The organism is Phenylobacterium sp. (assembly GCF_044372605.1).
GTDB lineage: Bacteria > Pseudomonadota > Alphaproteobacteria > Caulobacterales > Caulobacteraceae > Phenylobacterium.
On the sequence record NZ_JBILRO010000239.1, the window covers coordinates 1 to 5,281 of the forward strand.

The window sequence follows — 5,281 nt, forward strand, 5'->3', positions numbered from 1 at the left end:
CTGAGCTACGAACCATGGAGGGCCAGTAGCACGGTTCAGGCTTGCCGACAATTTGGCGACTTGCAGCCACCCTCAGGCCTCCAGCCGTTTACGCGGCTCGCCCACGGCGACGTAGAGGATCACGAGGGCTGCGACCAGGAAACCGATCGAAGCGCCGAACACCACGCTGTAGCCGTAGAGGTCGGCCACCAGTCCGCCGAGCAGGGGGCCGAGCGTGGCGGTGAGGCTCTCGGCCGTTGCGGAGACGGCGATGCGCATGGGTAGGTCGTCGCGGTCGCCGAACTCCAGGATCATGGTCTGGGCAGCCATGTTGTACCCCGCTTGGGAAGCCCCTAGCCCGAAGAACGCCACGAAGATGGCCGGGGTCGAATGGAAGTTCATCAGGACAATGGTGGCGCCGATCCATCCGGCGATGGACAACAGCAGAACCAGACGGAAGCCGGTCTTGTCGCCCATGTAGCCCCAGAGCAGGTTTGAGAGCGTGTCGGCCCCGAGGAAGGCCAGGGAGAGCAGGCCCAGCGTGGCCCCCGTCATCTCGATCTGCTGGCCGACGTAGAGGATGAAGAACGGCGTTGCGATCCGGGCCGACGTAGCCAGCATCTGGACGACGATGAAGTAGCCGTAGGCCTTGTCTTGCCGGATCAGATCCGGGAACTCGCGAAGCCGATCCCGGAAACGGCCCTCGGCGCGCACAGTTGGCGGCTCGGGCTCCTTGAGTAGAAGTTGCAACGCCCACAGGCCCAGGCTGGTCAGCACAAAGGCGAAGACGAAGGTGGTGGAATAGCCATTGCCGAAGATGTTCGGGCCGATGAAGTACTTGCCCGCGACGAACGCCAGGATCGCCGCGATCGCGCCGCCCGTGGCGTTGCGCCAGGCCTGCAGGCGACCGCGACGGCTGAGCGGAATCACCTTGGACATCAGCAGGCTGAACACCACGCGCTGGGCGCCCATGAAGATGCCGAACATCATCATGAAAAACAGCACGGACCAGACCAGCGGATTGACCGGAATGGGGTCGCTCCAGGGCATCGAAACCGCGAATGTCTTGTTGGGAATGAACCAGCCCGAGAGCGCGATGCCAAGGATGGCGAGGCGCCCCATGCTGCCCATCAGGACCGCAGCCGGCATCACCTTCTTGCGATGCTCGATCTTGGTGCCGGCGAAGATAGGCGAGATGATCCCGCCCACCTGTTGCAGAGCCAAGCCCAGGCCCACGATGGTGTTGGAACCGGAAATCTGGAACAGATAGGCGGGCAGGAAGGTAGGCGCATTGACCAACCTGAATCCGGTCATGCCCAACATGCCGTGCAGGTAGTTTCCGAGATAGTTCCGCTTGAGATTGTCCCAGACGAACTTCTCGTAGGCGGCCTCGCGCTCGGCGAGATCACCCTCGGCGGGACTGTCGCTCTCGCTTTTGGCTTCCATACCCTGCCGCCGCTTCGCAGAGGTACCTGCGCGGCGTCCTGTACTGACTCACATTTCGAAAGTCCGGTCTGCTGCCGGCGTTCGCCCTATGCTAAGGGGATTTGGCGTCGGCGCAACGGGGAAGGCGTCATGCCCACTGTTTGGCGGCGTATCCTCGCCAGACGATCGCGAAACTTGCGCCCGCGCCGATCAGTCCCAGCAGGATCGACGCCGAGAGGGGAAGACCTGCGGCCGTCATTGCTGCTGCAGCCAGGCACACGGCGCCGCAGCCGAGATCCCAACCGCCCTCTGTCGCCACATGGAACCGCAAGGGGCAGGGCGAGGCCTTGGCAAGATTGTAGACGGGGGTCATCAAGGCTGGCGCCCAGAGCCCAACGACCAGGGCACCCAGGGCATTGGCCGTGACGGCCAGCCAGGGCAGGTTCATGCTCTCGGCCCGCAGCAGCACGACGCCGATACTGACGACCGTGGCGATGATCAGAGCGCGCCGACCGTGTCCCGCGTCAATATGGCGGCCAATCAACAGGCTGAACACTGCGCCCACGGCCGCCGCCAGGGCCATTGCGGCACCATAGGCCGTATAGCTCTCTGACAGCGACACGAAGAGGGCGATCATCCAGACGTGATGATAGCCTCCGGCGAAGATGCCGTCGGCGAACATCAGTCGTGCGCCCAACCGCGCGGCCCGCCAGGCGCCAGGCGCCTGGCGGGCGACCCTGACGTTGGGGCCGCCAAGAAGGGGGAGCGCCGATAGCGCCTGGAGACATCCGGCCGCGGCAAAGAGGATCACCGGGCCGCCTGTCACCAGCACCCAGCCTCCCACCAGCGGCGCCAGGATGCCGGACAAAGCGCCCATCGCCTCGCGGGCGCCGATCTGACCGCCGCGATGTTCGGCGTCGCCGAGGCTGGCGAAGTAGGCGTGAAAGCAGGTCCAGTAGATGACGCTGCCCGGGGTCGCCACGGCGAACCACAGGAACAGCATCAGGTCCGGCCCCTTGACCAGGGAGAGGATGGGATAGGCGGCGGCCTCCAGCAGGATGGCGACGATCAGCAGAGGTTTCAGTCCAAACCGCGCAGCCAATGGCGGGACGATCGGGCGTACGACGAAGCGCGCCGCGACGAGGCCCGCCTGGATCACAAGCGTCGCCGGGACAGAGAAGCCGGCGCGCAGCAGAAAGGCGAGAATGAAAACCCCGCCGGCGCCCGCTGCGATCGCCTGGATGGCGTAGTGAACATTCACGCGATTGATCGCGCTGTTGCCGAAGAAACTCATCGATGGAGCCTGGAACAGAGACGCAGTGAGAGATCCTTCGCCGGTGTCCGGCGGTGGGCCTCGGGGGCTAGGCGGGGGAGATCAGGCCCGGAGGCGCTCTGTTCACATGCGTCGAGTTAGGCATGGCGACTCGCAGGCCGCAAGCCCAGGCTTTGCCGGTCGGATCCAAATGCTTATGCTTTGAGACCGCAGCGACGGAGCCGGGCGATGAATTTCGGGCGGGCGTTTGACAGTGTAGCGGATCTCTACGCTGAGGTCCGGCCGGGATATCTGCCGGCGTTGTTCGACGACCTTGTCGCAATGGGCGCATTGGGGCCGTTGAAGGCGGTGCTGGAGGTCGGCTGTGGGGCCGGCCAGGCGACAGAGGATCTGGCGAGGCGATCAGGCCGGGTGGTCGCGATTGACCCCGGCGAGAGGCTGATTTCGAACGCCAGACGCGGGGTTTCGGCAGAGAGTGTCAGCTTCATTGTTTCGACATTCGAGAATTTTGACGCAACGTCAGCGTCCTTTGACCTGATCGCGTCTGCCCAGGCCTGGCACTGGGTCGATCCGGAAGTCGGGTTCACCAAGGCGGCCAGCATGCTCCGGCCTGACGGCTGTCTGGCGATCTTCGGGCATGTGCCGATGATGGTGCCCGAGGCGCTGCAGCCGGCTTTTCGCGCGGCATTCGACACCTATTGGCCAGGAGCCTGGGGGCAATCGCCGCCGCAGAGTTGGTATCTGCCGGAGGGTCCTGTCTCCTCGATGGTTGCGGCGACCAGGCTGTTTCGGCCCGCAGAGCACCGGGGCTACAGCTGGACCTGGACGTTCGATCCGGATCTCTTCGGCCGCTATCTACGGACCGATTCCAGCTACCATGTTCTGGCCGAGGCGCCTCGTTTCGCCCTGTTCGACGCGCTGTCGGCTGCGATCGCGGATCAGGGCGGAACATATGATTCCGCCTGGGAGACCCACCTCTATGTGGCCCGGAAGGCCTGACGACGCGCGAACTCAGATCCGCTTGTATTCCATCTTCGAGCCGTCCTCGAGCTTGCCGCGCAGCGCCAGCCAGTTGCCCGACGCGTCGTAGAAGTCGTCGATCTCCGCGTCGCCCCGGATCTGCCAATGCCCCGGCGCCATCTGGGTGCAGCGAACCTTCAGCAACTTGCCTTCCTGCTGGTTGAAGAGGGGCCGGGTGAAGTTTGCGGGGTTCCAGTGGCTGAGTGGCACCGCGTCTGCCGGGCCGCGCTGGGCGCCCGCAGGTCCGGTGATCTGGACAAAGCCCGGCATGGCGCGGGCCGAGGCCCTGGTGATCTTGCCGTTGCCGTTGGTGGTGGTCTCGACACTGGCCCATTTGCCGCCGACCCACTTCTCCACGGCGTTGTGCTTGTACTTGTAGACCGGGACCGGCCCGACCTTCACCGTCATGGCGACGTCGGCGGTGATGGTGCGATTGGCGTCATCACCGCTGAAGGTCATCACGTGTTCGCCCACCTTGGTCCCGTTGCGGAAGACCTGGAAGGCCAGGCGCGCTGGCGGAGCGGCCAGGGCAAAACCGGGTGACAGGGCCAGACCGGCGCCGCCCAGGATCAGCTCTCGGCGTCCCAACATAAGGCTCATAGCGACTCCACTGGAAATCGGACTTCGGGTGGCACGATAGACCCAAGTCTGTGGCGATCTGGTGGCAGGCGTCAAACTTCTGTAGCGCGGAAGATCCGCCGGCCTGTGGCGTCGACGGCGCAGAAGGGATCAAGGCAGCAGGCCGCGCGACCGGATTCTACGTATCCGGCATCGTGCCACCAGAGGCCAGGGGCCGGGGCCCGGGCAAAGCTTCGTACCGGCGCGGCGGCCATCGCCGGCATCTTCGAGAAAGGTCCGAGGATCGTCGGAATGTCGTAGACTTCGCCGTTCTTGATCACATGCCGGACCGCGGCAGCGTCCTCGATGCGCTGCAGCGGGTTCCCATCGGTCACCACCATGTCCGCCAGCATGCCAGGCGCAATCACACCCAACGGTTGGTCGAGGAACTCGCCGGCATAGCGGGTGGCGGTGGTGAGCGCCTCGGCGGGGGTCATGCCGTATTTCACCATGGCGCGCAGGTTCATGTGCAGGCTGATGCCATTGAAATCGATGGGTGAGTCGGTGCCGGTGACGACGCGACCACCGCCAGCCAGGATGGCGCGAAGATGGGCGACATTGGCAGCCAAAGCCGCCAGCGGGACCGAGTTGTCGGCTGACGCGGCCTGGGTCGCGCGCAGCAACAGGCGGGCATACTCCCACGGCGGATAGAGGGCCTTGGTCCGGGGATCATCCACCAGCGACCGATCCACACCGTAAAGCGCCGAAGATGTAAACAGTGTGGGGGTGCGGCGTGCGCCGCTGGCGGCGAACAGGGCGGTAACGTCCTGATAGCTGACGCCGAGCTGGCTCACGGTGCGTGAGTAGCCTGTTCGGCTGGTCGCGCCGATATGCTCCATGCCGTCGAGGCCGAAGGCCAGCGCCGGATAGTGATAGTGGCCGGTGACGGGGATCCCCTGGGCGTGCGCCCAGGTGGTGATGTCGCGTTGGTCCTGAAGCGGCTGGCGCACGTATGACTTCAGCAGA

5 protein-coding genes are annotated in these 5,281 nt (G+C 64.9%); 1 reads left to right on the forward strand and 4 read right to left on the reverse strand.

Features of this window, described 5'->3' with window-relative positions:
- Positions 1–72 precede the first annotated feature (72 nt).
- Complete coding sequence (locus tag ACIQ42_RS15640; protein ID WP_397404212.1) at positions 73–1,425, reverse strand: MFS transporter; 1,353 nt, start codon at positions 1,423–1,425, stop codon at positions 73–75.
- 127 nt (positions 1,426–1,552) lie between these two features.
- Positions 1,553–2,698 carry an MFS transporter gene (locus ACIQ42_RS15645; protein WP_397423174.1) on the reverse strand — a complete coding sequence of 382 codons (1,146 nt, stop codon included), beginning with the start codon at positions 2,696–2,698 and terminating at the stop codon, positions 1,553–1,555.
- A gap of 207 nt (positions 2,699–2,905) precedes the next feature.
- Between ACIQ42_RS15645 and ACIQ42_RS15650 the strand changes: the two genes are divergently transcribed.
- Entirely contained in the window at positions 2,906–3,676 is a 771-nt protein-coding gene (locus ACIQ42_RS15650; RefSeq protein ID WP_397423175.1) for a class I SAM-dependent methyltransferase, read from the forward strand.
- Between the two features lie 12 nt (positions 3,677–3,688).
- On the opposite strand, the gene ACIQ42_RS15655 is transcribed toward ACIQ42_RS15650, so the two are convergent.
- Both ACIQ42_RS15655 and ACIQ42_RS15660 read right to left on the reverse strand, forming a co-directional pair.
- Positions 3,689–4,297 (reverse strand): DUF6134 family protein, encoded by a 609-nt coding sequence (locus ACIQ42_RS15655; protein ID WP_397423176.1) that lies wholly within the window; start codon positions 4,295–4,297, stop codon positions 3,689–3,691.
- A gap of 71 nt (positions 4,298–4,368) precedes the next feature.
- A partial coding sequence (locus ACIQ42_RS15660; RefSeq protein WP_397423177.1) for an amidohydrolase family protein occupies positions 4,369–5,281 on the reverse strand: 913 nt, incomplete at its 5' end.